Below are 17040 nucleotides of genomic sequence, written 5' to 3' on the forward strand. Positions count from 1 at the left end.
GGCTGAACATTTTGGTAGGCAGTGATGGCCTCTTCGCAGCACAAGGCTGCTCCTACAGATACGGTCGCCAGCCGACCTCAGGGTCGGCTTTTTTGCTGGTTGAATGCTGACTTCAGGCTCGTGCTTGACCTGTAGGAGCAGCCTTGTGCTGCGAAAGGGCCGGTATGGCTGAACATTTTGGTAGGCGGTGATGGCCTCTTCGCAGCACAAGGCTGCTCCTACAGATACGGTCGCAAGCCGACCTCAGGGTCGGCTTTTTGATAGTTCAATGCTGACTTCAGGCTCGTGCTTGACCTGTAGGAGCAGCCTTGTGCTGCGAAAGGGCCGGTATGGCTGAACATTTTGGTAGGCAGTGATGGCCTCTTCGCAGCACAAGGCTGCTCCTACAGATACGGTCGCCAGCCGACCTCAGGGTCGGCTTTTTTGCTGGTTGAATGCTGACTTCAGGCTCGTGCTTGACCTGTAGGAGCAGCCTTGTGCTGCGAAAGGGCCGGTATGGCTGAACATTTTGGTAGGCGGTGATGGCCTCTTCGCAGCACAAGGCTGCTCCTACAGATACGGTGGCCAGCCGACCTCAGGGTCGGCTTTTTGATAGTTCAATGCTGACTTCAGGCTCGTGCTTGACCTGTAGGAGCAGCCTTGTGCTGCGAAAGGGCCGGTATGGCTGAACATTTTGTTAGGCAGTGATGGCCTCTTCGCAGCACAAGGCTGCTCCTACGCAGTTCGCGGCTGGGTGGGGCTAGCCTTTCACCGGCGCGACGGCCAGTTCCACTTGCTCGCTCTTCTTGATCACCGCATACACCACGGCCGTCAGCAAGCTGCCGGCGACGATCGCCAGCAGGTAGAGCAACGCATGGTTGATGGCATTGGGGATCAGCAGCACGAACAGGCCACCGTGCGGCGCCATCAGCTTGCAGCCGAAGTACATCGACAGTGCACCGGTCAAGGCACCCCCGGCGACACTCGCCGGGATCACCCGTAGCGGGTCCTTGGCGGCAAACGGGATGGCACCTTCAGAGATGAAGCACAGCCCCAGTGCCAACGCGGCCTTGCCCGCCTCGCGCTCACTCTGGGCGAACTTGCGCCGGGCGAGGAAGCTGGCAATGCCCAGGCCGATGGGCGGCACCATGCCAGCAGCCATGGTCGCCGCCATGGGGGCATAGCTCGATGAGGCCAGCAGGCCCACCGAGAAGGCGTAGGCGGCCTTGTTGATCGGGCCGCCCAGGTCGACGCACATCATGCCGCCGAGCACCAACCCCAGCAGGATGGCATTGGTGGTGCCCATGCTGTCGAGGAACTGCGTCAGCCCTTCGAGCATGGCCGCCACCGGCTGGCCAACCACGTAGATCATCACCAGGCCCGTGAACAAGCTGGCCAACAGCGGAATGATCAGGATCGGCTTGAGCGCCTCGAGGCTGCTCGGCAAGCGTGCCCAGCGGGCAATGGCCTTGGCGCTGTAGCCGGCGAGAAAACCGGCGATGATGCCGCCGATGAAGCCCGCGCCCAGGGTGCTGGCCAGCAACCCACCAATCATGCCGGGCGCCAGGCCCGGGCGGTCGGCGATCGACCAGGCGATGTAGCCGGCCAACAGTGGCACCATCAGTTTGAACGCCGCCTCGCCGCCAATTTGCATCAACGCTGCCGGCAAGGTACCCGGCTCTTTGTAGGCCTCGATGCCGAACACGAACGACAAGGCGATCAGCAGGCCACCCGCCACCACCATTGGCAACATGAACGACACCCCGGTGAGCAGGTGCTTGTACACGCCGGTCTTTTCACCCTTGCCGGAAGCGGAGGCCGCCGCGGCATCTGCAGCGTTCTCGACCTTGCCTTCAGCCAGGGCCTTGTCCAGGGTGGCGCGTGCCTGCTTGAGGGCGATGCCGGTGCCGCAGCGGTAAATGCGCTTGCCGGCAAACCGTGCGGTGGGGACTTCGATGTCGGCGGCCAGCAGCACCACGTCGGCTTCGGCGATGGCTTGGGCGGACAGCGGGTTGCGTGCCCCCACCGAGCCCTGGGTCTCCACGGTGAGTTGATAGCCCTGCTGCTGCGCGGCCTGCTGCAAGGCTTCGGCAGCCATGAACGTGTGCGCGACGCCGGTCGGGCACGCCGTGACCGCGACAATCCGCACGCCAGCGCCACTCAACGCTGCCGGGCTGTCGGGCGTATCCGCCAACAGCTGGGCGTTGGCCGCCAACAGCTGGGCGTTGGCCGCCGCCTCGTCGAGGAACCCCTCACGGTCGGCCAGGGCCTGGGACGGCGTGCTCTGGTACACGCGCTTGCCGACGAAGCGGGCCAGGTCGATAGGCCCGGTGCTGACTACCAGTACCCAATCGGCCTCGGCGAGCTGGGCCGCCGTCAGTTGCCGCTCGGAGTGCTCGGCGTCCTGCACCTCGACACGGGTGCTCCAGCCACGGCGCTGCGCAGCTGCCGCCAGCAAGCGCGCGCTCAGCACACTGGACACCTGGCCGTTGGGGCAGGCGGTGACAATGGCAATGTTCATCGGCAACCCTCTTGTTGTTCTGTCAGTTGCACGCCGGCTTCAAGGCGTGCCAGTTGCTCGCGGTCACGTATGCCAAAGCCGACCTGGGTCACGGCCTGGGCGGCAATGGCGGTAGCGCGGCTCAAGGTCTGCGCCGGCGCCTCGCCACGCAACAGGCCGTCGACCATGCCAGCCACCAGCGAATCCCCCGCACCCACGGTACTGGCCACCCGCACCGTGGGCGGCTGGGCATGCAGGGCGAGGTCGCGGGCGAACCAGCTGACGCCGTGTTCGCCGGCCGACACCACCACATGCTCGATACCGCTGGCCAGCAGCCGCTCAGCAGCCGCGCGTTGCTGCGCTGGGGTTTGTACGGCCAGGCCCAGCACCTCGCCCAATTCCTCGGTGTTGGGCTTGACCAGCCAAGGCGCACTTTGCAGGCCGACGCGCAAGGCTTCGCCGCTGCTGTCGAGGGCGACCTTGAGGCCCTGAGCTTTGAGTTGCTCGAGCAACTGGCGGAACCATTCGGGGCTGATACCCCGTGGCAGGCTGCCGGCCACCACTACTGCGTCATGCCCTGGGGCGATCTGTTCCAGTTGCCGCAGCAACGCGGTACGGGCGGCTTCATCGACTTCTGGCCCCTGGCCGTTGATATCGGTCACGCGGCCATCAGCTTCGACCAGCTTGATGTTGCTGCGCGTTTCGCCTGGCACGCGGACAAAACAGTCGGCAAAACCACGCCAGGCGATCAAGGCCTCGAACGGCTGCAGGTTGTCCTGCCCAAGAAAGCCGCCCACGGTGACGCTGTGGCCAAGGTCGGCCAAGACCTGGGCAACGTTCAGCCCTTTGCCCGCCGCATCGCTGTGCTGGGCCTGGCTGCGGTTGACGTGCCCCGGGCGCAAGGTATCGAGGCTGATGGTGATGTCCAGCGCCGGGTTCAGGGTAAGGGTGAGGATCTTGGCCATCAGTAACGCTCCACCAGCGCGCGAACCGCCGCAGCGCTGTCTTGTTGCAAGGCTTCGCGCGCCAGGGCGCGGGCCGTTTGGTGATCGGCCTGGCGAACCAGGGCTTTGACTTCGGCAATGCTGCGGGCGGCGACGCTCAACTCGTCAACATCCAGGCCAAGCAGCACGGCCACCGCCTGCGGGTCGGCGGCCAGCTCACCGCACACGCCCACCCACTTGCCTTCGGCATGGGCAGCGCGCACGGTCATGTCGATCAGGCTCAATACGGCCGGGTGCAGGCCGTCGGCCTGGGCCGACAGGCTCGGGTGGCCACGGTCGATGGCCAGGGTGTATTGGGTCAGGTCGTTGGTGCCGATGCTGAAGAAGTCCACTTCGCGGGCCAACTGCGGCGCCAGCAGGGCTGCCGAGGGCACTTCGACCATGATCCCCAGTTGCAGGTCGGCCACAGGGATTTCCTCACGCAGGCGCTCGACCATGGCCCGCGCTTCACGCCACTCGTGCACCTGGCCGACCATCGGGAACATGATCCGCAGCGGGCGCTGGTCAGCGGCGCGCAGCAAGGCGCGCAACTGGTCTTCCATGACCTGCGGGCGCTGCAACGTCAAACGCACGCCGCGCACGCCGAGGAAGGGGTTGTCTTCGGCAGCGATCGGCCAGTACGGCAGCGGCTTGTCGCCGCCGACATCCAGGGTGCGCACCACCAGGGGCCGGCCACCCAGGCCATCGAGCACGCGGCGGTACTCGGCCTCTTGGGTAGCGACGTCGGGTGCCTGGGGGTGGGCCATGAAAATCAGTTCGGTGCGCAGCAGCCCGACACCTTCCGCGCCCTGCTCCACCACCTTGTCGATACCGCTGCTCTCACCGATGTTGGCGAAAACCTCGACCGCATGGCCATCGCGGGTGACTGCCGGTTCATGGCGATGGGCCCAGGCTGCCTGCAAGCGCTGTTCGCGCTGGTCGCGCTCGGCCAGGGCACGCTGCAGCTCGGCGGCCGCTGGCGCAACACTGACCACACCGCGTTGCCCATCGAGCAGCAATGGCGTGCCGGCCTCGAGCAGCAGAATCGACGCACCGGCGCCGACCACTGCCGGAATGCCCAGGGCACGCGCGACAATGGCGCTGTGGGCCGTCGCGCCGCCTTGGGCGGTAACGATACCGGCGACCCGGCTCGGGTCCAGCCTGGCCACATCGGAAGGGCCGACCTCGGTCATCACCAGCACATAGGGCTGTTCGGGCTCGACCTGCGCCTGCACGCCGCACAACTGGGCCAGCACGCGCCGGCCGATGTCGCGCAGGTCAGCGGCCCGTTCGGCGAGCAAGGCGTCATGCAGCGACTCTTGCTGCCGGGCTGCCGCCTCGATCACGGCCATCCACGCCGCCGGGGCGCTTTCGCCCTGGGCCAGGCGCTGCTCGACATCGTCGGCCAACGCCGGGTCGGCGAGCATTTCTTGGTGGGTGACGAAGATCTCGCCGATGGCCTTGTCGCTGCGCTGCACCAAGTTGTGCAGCTCGCTGTTCACCGTTGCCAAGGCCTCGCGCAGCTTGGCCCGTTCCTGGGCGAGGGATTCGCCGCGCAGGGGGTAATCGATGTCGCGCTCGACGCAGACGTGCGCCGGGCCACTGGCAATCCCAGGCGCCGCGCCCACACCCTGGATCCGGCTGCCTGCGGCGGGTGCCTGAAGCACTTCGAGCGGCAGGCTGGCTAGCGGTGCGGGGCTTTGTGGCAGCGGCTCGACGTCCTCGCCCAAGCCCGCTTCGATGGCCGCCAGCAGCGCTGGCAAGGCATCGGCGGCGATGGCCGGTTCGGCAATCAGTTCCAGCTCCTGGCCACGGCGGGCGCCGAGGCTCAGCAGCTTGCTAAGGCTCTTGACCGACACCGCTGGCTGCGCGCTGTCGGTCAGCCGCACACGGATTTCGCCCTCGAAGCCTTTGGCCAGTTGCGCCAGCACCTTGGCCGGGCGGGCATGCAAACCATGGGGGTTGGCCAACACGATGCGCGCACTGGGCCAATCCGCCGGCGCCTCACCGCCCAGCACCTGCAGTACCGCACGGCTGCTGGTGGCCTGGTAGAGCATCTGCCCGCGCCCTTCAATCAGCACTTCGCACAAGCGCTCGAGCAAAGCCTGATGAGCGGCGCCGAGGCTGGCCAGGCAGAACAGGCCGTTGAGCGGCTGATCGCGATAGCGCAGCGGTTGCTGCGGGGTGATGAATGCCAGGCCCGGCTGGCGCACCTGGCGCTCGCTGTGCAGCCACCACAGGCCCTCGCCCAATGGCAAAGGCTCGGCCTGCTGCAGCACGGCGGCAAAGCCACTGTCGACGCAACCGGCGCGCTGCAGCAGGCGCGCACCACGCCAGGCCAGCTCGTCGAAATCTTCGGCCGGCAGGTTCAAGCCAACCAGTTGCGCATCCAACGCCAACGCCTGTGGCGCGCCTTGCAGCAGTTTGAGCAAGGCTTCGGCAGAGCTGGCCCGGCGCAGCGCCTCGGCCAGGTCGGTCTCGCCCAGGGCACGGGTCAGCAATTGCAGCAGGCGCAGGTGTTCATCGGAACGGGCGGCGATGCCAATGGCCAGGTAGACCCTTTGGCCATCGCCCCAGTCCACGCCTTCGGGGAACTGCAGCAAGCGCACACCGGTGGTGTGGACCAGGTCGCGGGTCTGCGGCGTGCCATGCGGGATGGCAATGCCCTGCCCGAGGAAGGTCGAGCCTTGCGCCTCGCGGGCCTGCAGGCCCGCGAGGTAGCCCTCGGCGACCAGGCCGTCGGCCACCAGCTGATCTGCCAGCAGGCGCAAGGCCTCGGCCTTGTCCGCGGCCTTCTGGCCCATGGCTATTTGCCCTGTGGCGAGCTCGAGCATGCCCTTCTCCTTTTGCAGTGCCCAGGTGGGGTACTGAGGTATTGTTGTCGAAAATGGCCAGTTGAACAGCCTTGCGCAGATGGCAGCCGAGGCAGAAAATTTGGCAGATGAAACGATTAACCTGACCAGGCGGCCACGTTACTCGATAATCTCCCGAGGAAAAAGCCCCATCCTGTCGGACAATTGCGACAATGGTCGTCTGCGCGCGAGCGCAGCTCCGGGTCAAACTATCCGGTCTGGCCTCGCAGCCAGCCCCGGTAATAACAAGGAAAATTCGGTGAAACTCAGCGATATCGCCCGTCTGGCCGGTGTGTCCGTGACCACTGCCAGCTACGTCATCAATGGCAAGGCCGAACAGCAGCGCATCAGCAGCAGCACTGTCGAGCGCGTGCGCGCAGTGGTCGAGGCCCATGGCTTCACGCCCAACCCGCAAGCCGCCGGCCTGCGCAGCCGGCATACCCGCACATTGGGCTTCATTCTCCCGGATCTGGAAAACCCCAGCTACGCCCGCATCGCCAAGCAGCTCGAGCAAGGCGCCCGCGCCCGTGGCTATCAGTTGCTGATTGCCAGCAGCGATGACCAGCCGGACAGCGAGCGCCAGCTGCAGCAACTGTTCCGCGCCCGTCGTTGCGATGCCCTGTTCGTCGCCAGCTGCTTGCCTGTGGAAGACGACAGCTACCGTGAGCTGCAAGACAAGGGCCTGCCGGTGATCGCCATCGACCGTCGCCTGGACCCCGCACACTTCTGCTCGGTGATCAGCGATGATCGCGACGCCAGCCGTCAGCTGGCCGCCAGCCTGCTCAGCGCAGCCCCGCGCAGCATCGCCCTGATTGGCGCCCGCCCGGAGCTTTCGGTCAGCCAGGCCCGTGCCGGCGGCTTCGACGAAGCCCTGCAAGGCTATGCAGGTGAGGTGCGCCGTTATCAGGGGGAGGCGTTCAGCCGTGAATGCGGTCAGCGCCTGATGCAGCAACTGATCGACGAACAGGGTGGCCTGCCGGATGCCCTGGTTACCACCTCCTACGTGCTGCTGCAGGGCGTGTTCGACACCTTGCAGGCGCGCCCCGCCGACTCGCGCCAGCTGCAGTTGGGCACCTTCGGTGACAACCAGTTGCTCGACTTCCTGCCGCTTCCGGTCAACGCCATGGCCCAACAGCACGGGCTGATCGCTGCCACTGCGCTAGAGCTGGCCCTGGCAGCCATCGAGGAAGAGCGTTACGAGCCCGGCGTGCACGCTATCGGTCGAACCTTCAAGCAACGTATCCCAGCGGCCTGAACATGCGCCTGATCGACACCCACACCCACCTGGACTTCCCCGACTTCGACGCCGACCGCTCGCGCCTGCTGGCCAATGCGGCGGCGCGCGGGGTGGAACGCATGGTGGTGCTGGGGGTGTATCAGGCGAATTTCCAGCGGGTGTGGGACCTGGCCTGCGCCGACACGCGTGTGGCTGCTGCCCTGGGCTTGCATCCGGTTTACCTGGGCCAGCATCGCCCAGAGCACCTTGCCCAGCTGCGCGACTGGCTGGAGCGCCTGCGCGGCGACCCGCGCCTGTGCGCCGTGGGTGAGTTCGGGTTGGATTACTACCTGGAAGCATTGGACAAGGATCGCCAGCAGGCGCTGTTTGAAGCACAACTGCAGATGGCCTGCGAGTTCGAGCTGCCGGCCTTGCTGCATGTGCGCCGTAGCCATGCCCAGGTGATCGCCACGCTCAAGCGCTACAAGCCGGCCCGGGCTGGGGTCATCCATGCCTTTGCAGGCAGCTATGAAGAGGCGCGCGAGTACATCAAGCTTGGTTTCCGCCTAGGGCTTGGCGGGGCGGCTACCTGGCCGCAGGCAGTGCGCTTGCGCAAGACCCTTGCCCGGCTGCCGCTGGAAAGCGTAGTGCTGGAGACCGACGCGCCAGACATGGCCCCGGTGATGTACCCCGGGCAGCGTAATAGCCCGGAACACCTGCCGGAGATTGCCGCAGCGCTGGCTGAGGTGATCGGCATAGAGGTGGACGTGTTGGCTGACGCCAGCAGCAAGAATGCCTGTGAGTTATTTGGCTGGTAGCTGACTGCCCCGGCGCTAGCGCTGTAGGAGCAGCCTTGCGCTGCGAAGAGGCCATTACCGCCACAGCCTCTCTACAGCCAAACCGGCCTCTTCGAAGCACAAGCCTGCTCCTACAGAGATAGCCTCATTAAACCCTGAACGCCCCGATCAACCGTTTCAACTCCACCACCTGAGCAGACAATGCCCGGCTAGCCTCCTCGGTCTGGCAGGCTCCTTGGGTGGTGTCCTGCGCGGCGCTGTTGATCGCCACGATGTTCTGGTCGATGTCATGCGCCACGGCGGTCTGCTGCTCCACGGCAGCGGCAATCTGCTGGTTCTGCTCGACGATACTGCCCACCGCACCCAAAATATTGCCCAACGCCTGCTGCACCTGTCGCGTTTCATCGACGGTGCCAGCGGCCATCTGGTGGCTGCTGCCCATGGCACTGACCGCCGCTGCGACCCCCTCCTGCAAGCGCTGGATCATCTGCGCGATCTCTGCAGTCGAGTCCTGGGTGCGCCTGGCCAAGGTGCGCACCTCATCGGCGACCACCGCGAAGCCTCGGCCTTGCTCCCCGGCGCGCGCGGCCTCGATCGCGGCGTTGAGTGCCAGCAGGTTGGTCTGCTCGGCAATGCTGCGGATCACTTCAAGCACCCGCCCGATGGCCTGGCTGTCACTGGCTAGCTGATTGATGGCCCCCACGCTCTGGTCGATCTCGGCAGCCAGCCGGTCGATGCTGCCTTGCTGGCGTTGCACCAGGCCACGGCCACTGGCGCTTTCCTGGTTGACCTGTTGCGCGCCATCGGCAGCCAAAGCCGCGCTGCGTGCGACCTCCTGGGCAGTGGCGCTCATCTGGTTCATGGCCGTGGCCACTTGCTCGATTTGCTCACGCTGGCCACTGACCGCCTGGTTGCTCCGCACTGACACCGCCAACACTTGGCTGGCCTGTTCTTCGACGGCCACCACGGTGCGGCCAACCTGGTCGATCAGGCCACGGATACGCTGCACGGTGTTGCTGAAACCTTGCCCCAGCTCGCCCAACTCGTCGCGGCTGCGGGCCTGGAAGCTGACCGTCATGTCGCCGTCGGCGACCTTGCCCATCGCCTTGCCGAGCTGGCGCAGGGTCGCCCGGGTCGAGACGTAGAACCCGCTGTACAGGTACACAATCAGCGCGAACACACCGGCCAGCACCGCCACCAGGCCGATCATGCGCCACTGTTGCTCGCCCAGCCGGTCCTGCAGTTGCCCCTGCAGGTGCATGAGAATGGCCTCGTTGAGGCGGTAGGTGTGCCCCATCAGCTCATGGGTTGCTGATAGAACGCAGGCCAGGGCGCGTCCAAAGTCTCGGCCACCACCACCTGCGCTTCGAATAACGCGGCGGCCTGCCTGACCGTCGCCTGGCTGGCCTGGGCGCTGCTGGCCAGGGCCGCTTTGGCCGCGGGGTCACTGCCCAGGGCGTCCTCCAAACGCAGTGCGTAGTCGGTGGCCAGGCGCTCGAGGCGCTGCAGCAAATCTTCGAAGCGCGCGCTGCCGGACGAATCCATGAAGCCACGCCCAAGGGCAATGGCCCCCATCGCCTGCCCGTCCGCCAGGGCCTGGGTGACCTGCGCCGTCGCCACACCAAGCAGGTCGTTCAGTTGCCGCACCGAGGTTTGGCTGTCCTGGCTCAGGCCAGATTGGCTGGCCACCAGGCGGGTCAGCACCTGGGCCTGGGCGAGCAATGCGTCGAACAACGCCGTTTTGTTCTGCAGCGAGGACTCTTCGCGGGCGCGGGCAAAGGCATCGGCCAAGTCCTCGCGCTTGGCTTCCAGCTGCGGGTCGTCGCTATGCAGTGCCTGGAGATGCTCCTGCACGTTGCCCTGCAACGCAGCAATACGCGATTCGACATCACCGGCCTGGCCCGACTGGCCGATCACGGCATTGATCTGCAGGAGGCTGCCCAAGGCTTCGAAGCCTGCGCGCAGGGCCAGGCTTTCGCGCAGGGGGGCAATGCCCTGCAGCTCGGCGCGGGTGGCCTGAAACTGCTGGTACGCATCGCGTACCAGGTAGCCGCTGATGACCAGCATAGGCAGGAAAAACAGGACGCTGACAAAACTGAACTTCTGACCGAAGCTCAGCCGGTTCATCAGTGCGATGGCCGGATAAAGCAGACGCTTCACGGGGCACCTCCTTGGATTCTTATTGTTCTACGGGGTAGCACAGTGCCACGTGTATACCGCAGATCGAATCGGAGGTTTGTAACTTATGGTTAAGCCCCGGTAGGAGCAGCCTTGTGCTGCGAAGAGGCCAGTTGCATCCCGAAGATTCAGGGGTGGTGCTACTGGCCTCTTCGCAGCACAAGGCTGCTCCTACAGGGCGCGTGTTACGGCGGTGAGGTCAGACCAGCACCGTCCACAACGCAAACCCGGCGTACCACAGCACCGCGCAGCGCAGCAGCAATTCCCAAAGGCTGTCCAGCCGGCTTAGGCCACGCTGGCTGTCTTCTTCCTCGGGGATATCGTCGGCAATGCGCCCAACCCTGGCCACCAGGTGGCCGGCGCTGATGTGCCAGTTGAGGAGCTCGTGCAGCATCACGCGGGTCACCGCGACGAAGTTGCCGACCAGCGCGAAGCTCAAGGCCATCACCCGCACCGGCAGCCAGTCCATGATGTGCCGCAGTTGCTCGGCACGCGCCTTGAGCGCGGGCTGCTTGCTGTGCTCGCCGCACAGCGCCAGCAGGCGATAGGCCAAGGCAGCACCTGGGCCGAGCACGAAATACCAGAAGATCACGGCGAAGAAGCTCTGGTAGGCCTGCCACAGCAGGTAACCCTGCACCCGCACCAGCAGGCTGTGAGGCTCGTCGGCCACCAGGCCCAGGTCGCGCTCGGCCACGTGCAGGGCGGCCTGATCGTCACCCCGCCGCCAGGCATCGCGAAACGGCCCCAGCGCCGCTTTCGCATCACCGCGGCCCAGGCTGTAGATCAACACCAGCAGGTGCACCGGCAATGCCAGCAGGCCATAAGCGACGGGCTCCAGCACATGCAGCAGCAAGGCCAGCACCGCTACCGGCGCCAGCACCAGAATGGCCAACGTCCACCACGGCTGCACCTTGCCGCTGCGCTCCAGGCGCACCAGTTCACCGAGGAAAAAACCATCGCGCTGTATTCGATGGCGCAGTGCCGAGAATTTCTCGACCCACAGCGCCAACAGCAAAACCAGAAAACTCATGAGTTGTCCTCGTTATCCTTCACGGTTTGGCGATAGCGGCCCCAGTCGAAGGCCGGGCCTGGGTCGGTCTTGCGCACCGGTGCTATGTCGCTGTGGCCCTGGATGCGTTCAAGGCTGATGACCGGCCAGGCGTCGCGGATCTGCCGGGTCAGCTGCGCCAGCGTGGTGTACTGGGCATCGGTGTATGGCAGGTCGTCAGTGCCTTCGAGTTCGATGCCGATGGAGAAGTCGTTGCAGCCCTCGCGCCCGTCGAAGCACGAGACACCGGCATGCCAGGCGCGGTCGAGCAACGACACGAACTGGGTGACGGCGCCATCGCGCTCGACGAACAGGTGCGCCGAAACCGTCAGGTGGCAGATGCTCTGGAAATAGGGATGTTCATGGGCGTCCAGGCGGTTCTGGAAGAATGCCTGAACCTTGCCGGTGCCGAAACACGCCGGCGGCAAGCTGATGTTGTGAATCACCAGCAGGGAGATCGACTCGCCCTCGGGGCGCGCGTTGAAGTTGGGCGACGGGCAGTGGGTGATTCCGTGGAACCAGCCGGTGGCACGGTCCAATTGCATGGGGCAGATCCTGAAAAAACGCCGGGTACAGAGCAGCAGTATGCCCTGCGTCCGCGGCCGTTTGCATGTGAATCATTGTAATGATGACTCAATGGACCTGCTGTTGCCGCAGCCCTTCGAGCACCGACTCCAGCGCCCGCTCGAACAGCGCGCCGTCATCGAGCACCCGCACCTCTCCCCGGTGCAGCGCCTGGGCGAGGCTGCCGGTGTTCCACTCACGCACTTTCATGCCCGTGCGATTGGCGAACACCAGCCGATCGTTGCTGTCGATGCGCGCCACCAGCTTGCAGCGCAATGGGTCGTCTTCATCGAACACCTCGACCCAGCTGCCGATACGCAGGCGCTGCACCTGGCGCAATGCCGAGGCATTGCCGTCGACAACGTGCAGGGGGGCGCAGGCGGGCTCTTCGGCAAGCGCTAGCACGATGTCCTCGTCCACCAGCACCTCGTCCAGCACGGGCGGGTCATCGGCCCTGTGCCCTTCGGACGCCGAGCAAGCGCGCAGGTGCAATTGCTCAAGCTGCTGGAAAAAGTCACGGGTGGCGGTGGAGTCCAGCGCCACGCCAGCCAGGCCTTCGCGCAAGGCCTTGAGCAGGCCGGGCACCTGTTGCAGCAGTTGCTGACAGGCCTGCGGGTCATGGTGCGGGGCGATACTGGCGAGCAGCGTGTCCAGGGTGGCCAGGCCGTTGCGCCATGCCTCGGACCCTTCGCCCTGCTTGAGCCACGCCAGCAGCAGCACCTGGCTCCAGGCCTGCACCAGCATCTGCACCACCACGTGCGGCAGCACCCGCCCGCGCAGACGCTGGTTAAGCACCTGCTGCACCTGCTGGCGGGCCTGCAGGGTTCGCGCGCGGCCCTCTTCGGCGTCGCGGGTACGCTGTTCGAGCAACTCGTGGCGGCGCCGCTCGTCCTGGCTGAAGGCGAGAAACTCGTCGAGCAGCTCGGCGAACAGGCAGGCGTCATCGGTGAAGTCGTTGAGCAGACGCTGAACGATACGCTCCACCCGTACATGCAAACTGTCGCGCAGCCCTTCGGCGCTGCTCTGCCAACCGATCGCAGCACCCGCGATCTCGTTGAGCAAGCGCCGGGCCGGGTGGTTGGCGCGGCTGAACAACCCCTTGTCGAGCAGCGCGACCTTGAGCAGCGGGATGTGCAAACGCGCGATCAATGCCCGTAGGCTGGCGGGCAAGTTGTCGTCGTTGTGGATGAAATCGAACAGCAGGCCGATCAGGTTGATCATGTCTTCATCGGCCGTGGCGATGCGCCGACGCGTGCCACTGCGCACACTGACGCGCAACAAGAGTTGTTCCAGCTGTTGGCCAAGCGCGAAGTCATCCGCCGCCTGCGTGGCGGGCACATAGTGCTGCAGGTGCGAAAGCAGGCGCAGCAGGTCGGCGGTGCTGATCGGCTGGGCAGCAGCCACCCGCTGCAAACGCGGCGCGATCTGCCCGCGCGCGGGGGCCAGAAGCGTTTGCAGTGAGGCAAAATACGCTTGCCCGGCACTGTCCGCGCCCAGCGCCCCTTGCGCCTCCAGGCTGGACGGCCGGCGCCCGGCGCTCAGGCACCGATCCTCGGCGCGCCGACGCGGCGCAGGCTGCAGTTCGGGCAGCACACCGGCCGCGGCCAGCAGCTGGTTAGCCTCTGCGTAGAGCACCTCCACATCACGCAACACGTAGCGTTCAAACAGCTTCAAGAGGATCAGCTTGACCCGCAGCCCGACCCCCAGGTTGCGGCCCGCTTCGAGGAAATAGCCGCACAGCGCAGCGGGGCCCACGGGGTTTTGCTGCTCCCCCACTGGGCGATCGAGCAATGCCTGTAAGCGCAAGCCCAGTTGCTGCAGGGCAAGGCCGTCTCGCGAGAGCACCCGCGCGACCATGCCGTCGATGGCGGATGCACGCTCGCGCTGCGCCTTGTTGCCTGAACCCTGCGCTTCACCCAGGCCGCCCAGAGGGTCTGCCCGGCCGAGGCTGGCGAAGGTGTGATGGAAGGTGTCGAGAAAACCGCGCTCGATGCTCTTGCGCTTCAGGCGCACGTCGCGCATCGCTTCGAAATACAGGTTCTGGTCGCAGCGCTCAGCGGCCTTGTCGGCCATCTCGAAGAGGGTGACGTCGGTGTTGTCGAACAAGGCCTGCAGGCCTTGGCGCAATTGCAGCGCGGCTTTGTCGCGCACTTGCAGGAGCAATACCGGAAGGCAAGGCAGAGGCGTGCGCGCCCCTCGGTCGATGGCTGCCGCCAGGGGCACCACCTTGCCTTCTTTATGCATCCCTAACTCCTTGCAGGCTTGCTTGCCCCACGGGCAACGAATCGTCAAAGCTATGACGCCAAATACTGGTCACTATTATCGGCAAAAAAACGGACAGCTGCCAGCGCCGTTTCGCTTGCTGGGAAATGACCCTGTATTCGGCCAGATGCTCAGACGGGCCGACCAAAGGTCACCGGCCATGGCCCTGTACACACCGCTCCCCTGCCCTATAATCGCGGGCATCTAGCTTGTGGAGCCGACCATGCCGAACCTACGCCTCGCCGACCTGACCGCTGAAATCGAAGCCAACGTGCGCCGTGCACTGTTGGAGGACATCGGCAGTGGCGATATCACCGCGCAGTTGATCCCGGCCGAACGCCTGGCCAAGGCGACCATCATTACCCGCGAGGACTGCGTGATCGCTGGCACCGCCTGGGTCGACGCCGTGTTCCGCCAGCTCGACCCGCGGGTGGCGGTGCACTGGCAAGTGGCCGATGGCGACCGCGCGCTGGCCAACCAGCCGCTGTTCCACCTGGAAGGCCCGGCACGCTCGCTGCTCAGCGGTGAGCGCAGCGCGCTCAACTTCCTGCAGATGCTGTCGGGCGTCGCCACGCGCGCACGCTTTCTGGCCGACTTGGTCGCAGGTACCCAAGTGCGCCTGCTAGACACCCGCAAGACCCTTCCCGGCCTGCGCCTGGCGCAGAAATACGCGGTCACCTGTGGCGGTTGCGACAACCACCGCATCGGCCTTTACGATGCCTTCCTGATCAAGGAAAACCACATCGCCGCCAGCGGTGGCGTGGCCGAGGCAGTGGCGGCAGCGCACCGCATCGCCCCTGGCAAGCCGGTGGAAATCGAGGTGGAAAGCCTGGATGAACTGCGCCAGGCGCTGAATGCGGGTGCGGATATCGTCATGCTCGACGAGCTGACCCTGGACGAAATGCGCGAAGCGGTGCACATCACTGCGGGCAAGGCCAAACTCGAGGCCAGCGGCGGCGTCAACGAGAGCACCTTGCGGGTAATTGCCGAGACCGGCGTCGACTACATCTCCATTGGTGCCATGACCAAGGATGTGAAGGCCGTAGACCTGTCGATGCGTTTGAGCCTCTGAGAGGACGCGGTGCTTGTACCGCCCTCTTCACGGGTAAACCCGCTCCCACAGGATCACCGCAGGCTTGAGTAATGTGCGCCCCCTGTGGGAGACCGGCGTCGACTACATCTCCATTGGTGCGATGACCAAGGATGTGAAGGCCGTAGACCTGTCGATGCGTTTGAGCCTCTGAGAGGACGCGGTGCTTGTACCGCCCTCTTCGCGGGTAAACCCGCTCCCACAGGATCACCGCAGGCTTGAGTAATGTGCGCCCCCTGTGGGAGACCGGCGTCGACTACATCTCCATTGGTGCCATGACCAAGGATGTGAAGGCCGTAGACCTGTCGATGCGTTTGAGCCTCTGAGAGGACGCGGTGCTTGTACCGCCCTCTTCGCGGGTAAACCCGCTCCCACAGGATCACCGCAGGCTTGAGTAATGTGCGCCCCCTGTGGGAGCGGGTTTACCCGCGAAGAGGCCCGCACAGGCGCAGCAAATCTCAGGCATAAAAAAACCGGCCAAATGGCCGGTTTTTTTCGGGCGTGGATCAGAACGTGGCGTTGGCCAGGCCGTCCAGGTAGCGCTCGACGTCCAGTGCGGCCATGCAGCCTGCGCCGGCCGAGGTAATCGCCTGACGGTAAACGTGGTCGGCCACGTCGCCCGCAGCGAACACACCTTCGACGTTGGTGGCAGTGGCGTTGCCTTCGCGGCCGCCGTTGACCACCAGGTAGCCGTCCTTAAGGGTCAGCTGGCCTTCGAACAGCGAGGTGTTCGGGGTGTGGCCAATGGCGATGAACACGCCGTCGACCTTGATTTCATCGCTGCTGCCATCGTTGTTCTTCAGACGCGCACCGGTCACGCCCATGTTGTCACCCAGCACTTCGTCCAGGGTGGCATTGAGCTTGAGCTCGATCTTGCCTTCGGCCACACGGGCGTTCAGCTTGTCGACCAGGATCTTCTCGGCGCGGAAGGTTTCGCGGCGGTGAACCAGGGTCACTTTGCTGGCGATGTTGGCCAGGTACAGGGCCTCTTCAACGGCAGTGTTGCCGCCGCCGACGACTGCTACCGGCTTGTTGCGGTAGAAGAAGCCGTCACAGGTAGCGCAGGCCGAAACGCCCTTGCCCATGAAGGTTTCTTCCGACGGCAGGCCCAGGTAACGAGCGCTGGCGCCGGTGGCAACGATCAGTGCGTCGCAGGTGTAGGTGCCACTGTCACCCTGCAGGGTGAAAGGCTTGTTGGCCAGGTCGACAGCGTTGATGTGGTCGAAGACGATCTCGGTCTCGAAGCGCTCGGCGTGCTCTTGCATGCGCTGCATCAGGGCTGGGCCGGTCAGGCCATGGGGGTCGCCCGGCCAGTTGTCGACTTCGGTGGTGGTGGTCAGCTGGCCACCGGCCTGCATGCCAGTGATCAGCAGCGGCTTGAGGTTGGCACGGGCGGCATAGACTGCGGCGCTGTAACCGGCAGGGCCGGAACCGAGGATGATGACGCGCGAATGACGTACTTCAGACATGTCGAACTCCTGTCGAGCCGGCCGCACAGGGCCAGCATCGGTGTGCCGGCGGTGCCAGCTGGAATTTAAAAAGGACCCACGCAACCTTGGGGAAGGCTACTA

General features: G+C 65.2%; 12 protein-coding genes and 3 pseudogenes. 5 read left to right on the top strand and 10 right to left on the bottom strand.

Annotation, left to right across the window (positions count from 1 at the left end):
• Positions 1 to 739 precede the first annotated feature (739 nt).
• Genes AB7M33_RS04790 through ptsP form a run of 3 tightly spaced genes read right to left on the bottom strand, consistent with a single transcriptional unit; the run spans position 740 to position 6296 of the window.
• Positions 740 to 2500, bottom strand: coding sequence for a PTS fructose-like transporter subunit IIB (locus tag AB7M33_RS04790; protein ID WP_454242510.1), 1761 nt, complete (start codon positions 2498 to 2500; stop codon positions 740 to 742).
• Positions 2497 to 3444: a 1-phosphofructokinase gene (pfkB, locus tag AB7M33_RS04795; protein WP_454242511.1), complete on the bottom strand. Its 948-nt coding sequence runs from the start codon at positions 3442 to 3444 to the stop codon at positions 2497 to 2499. Before pfkB ends, AB7M33_RS04790 begins: the two co-directional genes overlap by 4 nt.
• A complete protein-coding gene (gene ptsP, locus AB7M33_RS04800; RefSeq protein ID WP_454242512.1) occupies positions 3444 to 6296 on the bottom strand; it encodes a phosphoenolpyruvate--protein phosphotransferase in 2853 nt (950 codons plus the stop codon). The genes pfkB and ptsP overlap by 1 nt, the downstream gene beginning before the upstream one ends.
• 277 nt (positions 6297 to 6573) lie before the next feature.
• Here ptsP and cra point away from each other — a divergent pair, with 277 nt between their 5' ends.
• Positions 6574 to 7569: a catabolite repressor/activator gene (gene cra, locus AB7M33_RS04805; RefSeq protein ID WP_027594423.1), complete on the top strand. Its 996-nt coding sequence runs from the start codon at positions 6574 to 6576 to the stop codon at positions 7567 to 7569.
• Between the two features lie 2 nt (positions 7570 to 7571).
• Positions 7572 to 8348, top strand: coding sequence for a TatD family hydrolase (locus AB7M33_RS04810; protein ID WP_274888134.1), 777 nt, complete (start codon positions 7572 to 7574; stop codon positions 8346 to 8348).
• A gap of 127 nt (positions 8349 to 8475) precedes the next feature.
• On the opposite strand, the gene AB7M33_RS04815 is transcribed toward AB7M33_RS04810, so the two are convergent.
• From AB7M33_RS04815 to AB7M33_RS04840, 6 genes and pseudogenes are all read right to left on the bottom strand, one after another.
• On the bottom strand, positions 8476 to 9189 hold the full coding sequence (locus tag AB7M33_RS04815) for a methyl-accepting chemotaxis protein (RefSeq protein ID WP_454244199.1): 714 nt from the start codon (positions 9187 to 9189) through the stop codon (positions 8476 to 8478).
• A gap of 192 nt (positions 9190 to 9381) precedes the next feature.
• A pseudogene (locus tag AB7M33_RS04820) lies at positions 9382 to 9624 on the bottom strand (methyl-accepting chemotaxis protein); the annotation flags it as partial.
• Complete coding sequence (locus AB7M33_RS04825) at positions 9624 to 10487, bottom strand: hypothetical protein (RefSeq protein ID WP_454242513.1); 864 nt, start codon at positions 10485 to 10487, stop codon at positions 9624 to 9626. The pseudogene AB7M33_RS04820 and the gene AB7M33_RS04825, both read right to left, overlap by 1 nt.
• A gap of 217 nt (positions 10488 to 10704) precedes the next feature.
• A complete protein-coding gene (gene ampE, locus AB7M33_RS04830) occupies positions 10705 to 11535 on the bottom strand; it encodes a regulatory signaling modulator protein AmpE (protein WP_099428335.1) in 831 nt (276 codons plus the stop codon).
• Entirely contained in the window at positions 11532 to 12098 is a 567-nt protein-coding gene (ampD, locus tag AB7M33_RS04835; RefSeq protein WP_085274092.1) for a 1,6-anhydro-N-acetylmuramyl-L-alanine amidase AmpD, read from the bottom strand. The genes ampE and ampD overlap by 4 nt, the downstream gene beginning before the upstream one ends.
• An 88-nt stretch (positions 12099 to 12186) precedes the next feature.
• On the bottom strand, positions 12187 to 14361 hold the full coding sequence (locus AB7M33_RS04840; protein WP_099428333.1) for a DUF1631 domain-containing protein: 2175 nt from the start codon (positions 14359 to 14361) through the stop codon (positions 12187 to 12189).
• Between the two features lie 241 nt (positions 14362 to 14602).
• On the opposite strand from AB7M33_RS04840, the gene nadC reads away from it, so the two are divergent.
• The 3 genes and pseudogenes from nadC to AB7M33_RS04855 all read left to right on the top strand — a co-directional run.
• On the top strand, positions 14603 to 15451 hold the full coding sequence (nadC, locus tag AB7M33_RS04845) for a carboxylating nicotinate-nucleotide diphosphorylase (RefSeq protein ID WP_027594429.1): 849 nt from the start codon (positions 14603 to 14605) through the stop codon (positions 15449 to 15451).
• 73 nt (positions 15452 to 15524) lie between these two features.
• Positions 15525 to 15623, top strand: a pseudogene (locus AB7M33_RS04850) (carboxylating nicotinate-nucleotide diphosphorylase); the annotation flags it as partial.
• A 73-nt stretch (positions 15624 to 15696) separates the two neighbouring features.
• Positions 15697 to 15795, top strand: a pseudogene (locus AB7M33_RS04855) (carboxylating nicotinate-nucleotide diphosphorylase); the annotation flags it as partial.
• 180 nt (positions 15796 to 15975) lie between these two features.
• On the opposite strand, the gene trxB reads toward AB7M33_RS04855, so the two are convergent.
• Positions 15976 to 16938 carry a thioredoxin-disulfide reductase gene (trxB, locus tag AB7M33_RS04860; protein ID WP_454242514.1) on the bottom strand — a complete coding sequence of 321 codons (963 nt, stop codon included), beginning with the start codon at positions 16936 to 16938 and terminating at the stop codon, positions 15976 to 15978.
• Positions 16939 to 17040: the final 102 nt, after the last annotated feature.

The sequence above is a fragment of the Pseudomonas sp. Y3 TE3536 genome (assembly GCF_053629175.1).

Coding starts and splice junctions, on each gene's coding strand:
- ptsP (WP_454242512.1), bottom strand. CDS start 6,296: ATGCTCGAGCTCGCCACAGGGCAAATAGCCATGGGCCAGAAGGCCGCG.
- nadC (WP_027594429.1), top strand. CDS start 14,603: ATGCCGAACCTACGCCTCGCCGACCTGACCGCTGAAATCGAAGCCAAC.
- pfkB (WP_454242511.1), bottom strand. CDS start 3,444: ATGGCCAAGATCCTCACCCTTACCCTGAACCCGGCGCTGGACATCACC.
- ampD (WP_085274092.1), bottom strand. CDS start 12,098: ATGCAATTGGACCGTGCCACCGGCTGGTTCCACGGAATCACCCACTGC.
- AB7M33_RS04815 (WP_454244199.1), bottom strand. CDS start 9,189: ATGAACCAGATGAGCGCCACTGCCCAGGAGGTCGCACGCAGCGCGGCT.
- AB7M33_RS04810 (WP_274888134.1), top strand. CDS start 7,572: ATGCGCCTGATCGACACCCACACCCACCTGGACTTCCCCGACTTCGAC.
- AB7M33_RS04840 (WP_099428333.1), bottom strand. CDS start 14,361: ATGCATAAAGAAGGCAAGGTGGTGCCCCTGGCGGCAGCCATCGACCGA.
- AB7M33_RS04790 (WP_454242510.1), bottom strand. CDS start 2,500: ATGAACATTGCCATTGTCACCGCCTGCCCCAACGGCCAGGTGTCCAGT.
- ampE (WP_099428335.1), bottom strand. CDS start 11,535: ATGAGTTTTCTGGTTTTGCTGTTGGCGCTGTGGGTCGAGAAATTCTCG.
- trxB (WP_454242514.1), bottom strand. CDS start 16,938: ATGTCTGAAGTACGTCATTCGCGCGTCATCATCCTCGGTTCCGGCCCT.